The organism is Nitrosomonas sp., from assembly GCF_019635155.1.
Taxonomy (GTDB): Bacteria; Pseudomonadota; Gammaproteobacteria; order Burkholderiales; family Nitrosomonadaceae; genus Nitrosomonas.
This window is the reverse complement of the sequence record NZ_JAHBZY010000041.1, coordinates 1-4,448: the sequence shown is the minus strand read 5'-3', so window position 1 is coordinate 4,448 and position 4,448 is coordinate 1. Positions and strand designations below refer to the sequence as shown.

At 50.0% G+C, this 4,448-nt stretch carries 4 protein-coding genes and 1 pseudogene; 3 read left to right on the top strand and 2 right to left on the bottom strand.

What is annotated here, in order from left to right; translation table 11 throughout:
* Positions 1-402 precede the first annotated feature (402 nt).
* Positions 403-573 (bottom strand): annotated as a pseudogene (locus KF839_RS14670) (transposase); the annotation flags it as partial.
* 238 nt (positions 574-811) lie between these two features.
* On the opposite strand from KF839_RS14670, the gene KF839_RS14665 reads away from it, so the two are divergent.
* The 3 genes from KF839_RS14665 to KF839_RS14655 all read left to right on the top strand — a co-directional run bounded on the left by KF839_RS14665 (position 812) and on the right by KF839_RS14655 (position 3,640).
* Positions 812-1,234, top strand: coding sequence for a hypothetical protein (locus tag KF839_RS14665; RefSeq protein ID WP_292918573.1), 423 nt, complete (start codon positions 812-814; stop codon positions 1,232-1,234).
* Positions 1,235-1,838: 604 nt separating this feature from the next.
* Entirely contained in the window at positions 1,839-3,053 is a 1,215-nt protein-coding gene (locus KF839_RS14660; RefSeq protein ID WP_292918572.1) for an AAA family ATPase, read from the top strand.
* Positions 3,050-3,640 carry a DUF4276 family protein gene (locus KF839_RS14655; protein WP_292918571.1) on the top strand — a complete coding sequence of 197 codons (591 nt, stop codon included), beginning with the start codon at positions 3,050-3,052 and terminating at the stop codon, positions 3,638-3,640. The genes KF839_RS14660 and KF839_RS14655 overlap by 4 nt, the downstream gene beginning before the upstream one ends.
* Before the next feature lie 289 nt (positions 3,641-3,929).
* Here KF839_RS14655 and KF839_RS14650 read toward each other — a convergent pair whose 3' ends face one another.
* Positions 3,930-4,094, bottom strand: coding sequence for a hypothetical protein (locus tag KF839_RS14650; protein WP_292918570.1), 165 nt, complete (start codon positions 4,092-4,094; stop codon positions 3,930-3,932).
* Positions 4,095-4,448 lie beyond the last annotated feature (354 nt).

The window sequence follows — 4,448 nt, the reverse complement described above, 5'->3', positions numbered from 1 at the left end:
GAATGGATGTTTTGGGAAATGGCCTGGAATGAAGAGAAGTGGCCGGTGTGAGGGGGCGAGAGAGTGAGGCAAGCTCCTCGCGTGGAATCACATCACCGGCGAGCTCTTCCAGAGACTCTCTTGGCGCCTGAATTTGCTGCGTCCCGCAGCTTCGAACAGCAGACGCCACCTGGGAGCAGGACGGTGCGCCTCTGGCAGAGCCATATACTTGCCGGTGTTGTGAGCGCGCTCAGATCCTGCCTCATTCCCTCGCCGGTCATACTTCCACAGAAAATGGGCCAAAATAAATGGATGAGCTACAGATTGGGCAGATCTTTCCGTGCCAGGGCCCAGAGCTTCGGCAGCGACGAGTGCTGAGTGGGGCTTGGTACCTCTACTTGCTCTGTTCCACACCACGAACGTCAGCAACTGCAGCTTCCATTCGGTGATCTGCGTGGGATGGACGCAAAACTGTTCCGCTAATTCGGCGAGCGTCTTGTCACCTTCGACCGCAGCCAAGCCCACTCTCTCCTTAAAATTCGCCTCGTGATTCCGTCTCGTTCGTTTGACTGCCTCGCTCCTCCCGTCGAGCACCTTTCTGTGGCTTGGGTGAAGCCAGGCTACCACTTAACACACTGTCCGAATTTCCGACATCCCCTCTTGTTGACAGGTTTTTCCGGAACAAGTAGTCTTCTGCCGCTATAGAAGCTGTAGCCGTGTAATTTTCGCAAGCAAGGCGACGTCCTTGAGATACTCTTTGGCAATTCAAACGGTAATTAGTCGTAACATCTGGGTCTTCACATAGCTCTGCAGCGGAAAGGAGATTTTTGAGATGGTTAATAATAGAAACGACCAAAACGCCAATTCGAAAATCAGGTTGCAAGATGTGTTGGATGCCCTAACCAAAGTTAAGAAGGGAAACAACAAGAAAACCACTTTGAAGGAAATGGCCAAAGCATTAAGAACCAAGCTAGAGTATGCACTGAAGCTGACTGGCGACAAAACAACTGTCTATCTCGAAGACTGGCTACCCAAAGTAACAAATGGGCGTGACCGTATATTAAAGGCCGCCAAGTCTCTGTGGCGTGCAATAAGGCATTTTTTGCCGGAAAGTTGCATGGACGGTTACGAGCGCTGCTCTAATGATCCTCAAGCAAAAAATGAGTTATGCATACTCTTGGCTCTAACCTGCGCTATGAGCTTCTTGGCACTGGATCCACGCATGCTAGCTCTTATCTCAGGACTTTTGAACTAACTATGGACTTACAAAATTCAGGGTCAGACCTTACGATCCCACTGAAAGGGGGTAGAACCCCTATCACAGGCTGATGGTTACGCTCCCGACTCGGAGTGTGGTTACTGAGGAAGACGCCGCTCGGATGGGACCTTCGCGGCCTACACGATCTGTTTTTCGCAGAATTTCGACCGTTCATCAATCCACCCCCTTTCGCAAGGGACTGCCGAAGCCGCCAGTCTACTGTCGTTTTGAATTGCCGTCGTTTTCGGCCTAGACGTCAAGAGCAAAATAAGAATAACGGAGGATAGCAGGCGGCATCAGCAACTAATGAGAGGCATGGGATTTAAGAAAGTCCGTACTGGCAAGAATGAGCAGAGCAGAGCAGCGCATCTCAGCACAGGGAGAACTTCACGGGAGGGGTGTCTTCTCTCACCAATTCACCTGGTTCAAGGTAGTTCGGGCCTCACGTTAATTTTGGATAAGCCTCAAGGTAGAACGACCAATACGTGTCTGTCTTAGCGCTCTCTATACATGCCAACTTAAGATCTCACAAAGATCCTCCTTGCCTTGTCTAGACGGAACTGCGATTTTATCAAATTGATTCAACTGGAGCTTGGGAACCATGATTACCGAAGTTGAGATAGAAGGGTTTAAGAGTTTCGGCACACCCGCCGAAAAGATTCCCCTTCGGAACCTCAATTTCCTAGTTGGAGCTAACGCCTCTGGAAAAACCAACTTTCTATCTGCCCTAAAATTTCTTCAGAACGCCGTACGCCAAGATATTGAATATGCCGCCAATGAAGTCGGAGGAAGCTTGGAGGTTCGCAACAAGCTCCTTCGTCAGCGGAATGAGCCTAAGCCCGTTAGAATTCGCATCAAGCTGGATACTGCGGTCGAATTTCCGCTTTCCAAAAAGAGCACTTGGAAGATTAACTCTTTTGAATATGAGGTCATTCTAGATCTTCGTGGGCAAATGAATGTACCGACTATCAAAAGCGAAACTATTTTCGCAAAGTTGGAGCACCAAGGTGAGAAGTCGACTTTTAGCTTAACGAGAGATGCCCTAAAAGTTTCAATCACGGACCCGATGAGCCCAAGAGATGGAAAAATAAACATCCCTGTGCCTGATCAAGAAAGGGGTCGCCTTGCGTTGGGAGTTGGGTTTTTTGCGCCTGCATGTGTAATCTTGAAGGAAGAAATCAGCCGATGGCGTTTCTACAATATTACGCCAGACATTGCTCGACAGCCTTATCGTGAAACACCCGATTGCGACCTAGGCTCTTCGGGCGAGAATCTCGCCGTCATCCTGCATAAGATCGAGGCGGCGAAAGACAAGGGTGCGAGTCATCTAGAAACCCTTGTTAATGGTCTGCGCGGAGTAGTGCCTGGGTTCAAGGGTATAAAGACCACTCGATCCCCCATAGAAGGGAAGTGGGCTTTTCAGCTCTCCGAGGAAAAAATCAAAGGATCGATCAATCCATTCTCCGCGTCCGACGGAACTATTAGATTACTGACCCTGTTGGTAATAACAACATGGATGTCTAGAAATGCTTCGCTCGTCGCCGTCGAGGAGCCCGAAAACGGAATTCATCCTCACCTATCAGAGCATATTGTAAAAATACTAAAAACTGCTTCAAAAACGACCCAACTACTCGTTACCACACACAACCCCGCTTTCCTTGATCACCTTGAACCTGATCAAGTGATTTTGTGCGACAAAATTCAAGGTTTTACAAAACTTCGCCGAGCATCCGACGTAGCAGAGGTTGAGAGCTTTCGTAAACACTTTGATCTTGGAGAACTATGGGTACAAGGCACCCTTGGAGGAATTCCTTGAAGATCGGTATTGCCGTCCAAGGACCGTCCGATCGAGAGTTTCTCGACAAAGTCCTCCACAAACACTTTCACGGGATAACATTCGACGTAAGAAACCTAAAATCCCAACACAAGTTAATTCGACAAGCTCCAGCACTTCTTGAGACCTTCCGCGGCGCAGGCTACTGCGCAGGGTTCATCCTCGTAGACCGCGATGACAGCACTTGTATCTCGGCGGTCTTTAAGCTTTTTGATAAGACTATCCAGGAAACCGCTCGTCAACCAAGAGATTCTCGTTACCTCCACATCTGTGTCGCTATTCGAGAACTGGAGGCGTGGTACCTCGCGGATTCTCAGGCTATAGCCGCAATTTTCCCAAAGGCAAGTTATTCATCCGCTGAAGAGACCGGCAGTTTGAACGCCGAAGCTAAAATACGAGATATCTGGCAACAGCAATATGGATCTTGCTCAGCAGTGAATAAAATTGATCTTGCTAAGACGATTTCAACAAAATTCCATCCCGCCAAAGCACAAACCAGATCGAAATCGTTTGCTTACTTTTGGAACATGCTCGGAAAAAAAATTGCGTCAGTCAAAATGCAGAGTTAGAGATATGCCGCCATTTATTCATGGGCTGGCAATCCCAATTAAATGATACGTGACAGCGAAATTGGAATATGCATGAACTACTGAGGTAGCTTATAGGGAGAAGAATGGCATGTTTAACATTTTGGCATACCATCATTTCCTATAAGACTTCGCGTATATAGGCACTAAGAACACAGGCCGAACTCGTCAAATCGACGGAGGGCGATTACGGCAGCTTTCCACAGCGCTCGAAATCGCCAGAGTTGCCTGTTGGACGAGCGTCCGGTAATCGAGCCGTTCAGACTTTCCGTCAACCCGCCTTCCGGTATTCCTGTTGCTGGTCGTAGGTCAGCGTCTCCCAATCCTGGTCCAGGGTGGAGTCCACTGACGATTCTTCGACTTCTTCGACGACCGTCGCATATACGGCAATCACGAGAATGAGAACGGTTAAGCCGAGAAGAAAGTAGACAGGCATGGTGACCTCCTATGTTGCTGGTGGTCCTACTGTCATGCTAGTCCCGCCGGCGGCCGGTGGCCACGAGGGAAATACCTGGTTTTCCGTGGCAACATCCCTAGCCCGGATTATTCATGACGGTTCGTCGCGAAATCGCCAAGCCGCGTCGTGAGCCCGGCGTGCGGAGCCGGGAGGACCCGACGCGTACTCGCGCAGTACGGTGAGGGGCGCACGGCGCGATGAGGAACGAGCGCCACGTCTGTGCGCGCCGCCGAGTCGGTGAGGCGGCCGGACCGGAGTGGCGAGCCCGCCGGCCGCAGGCTTGTCGACACAGCGGATCGGCGAGTGCAGCAGCAGCGTTTATGAGTAGAATAA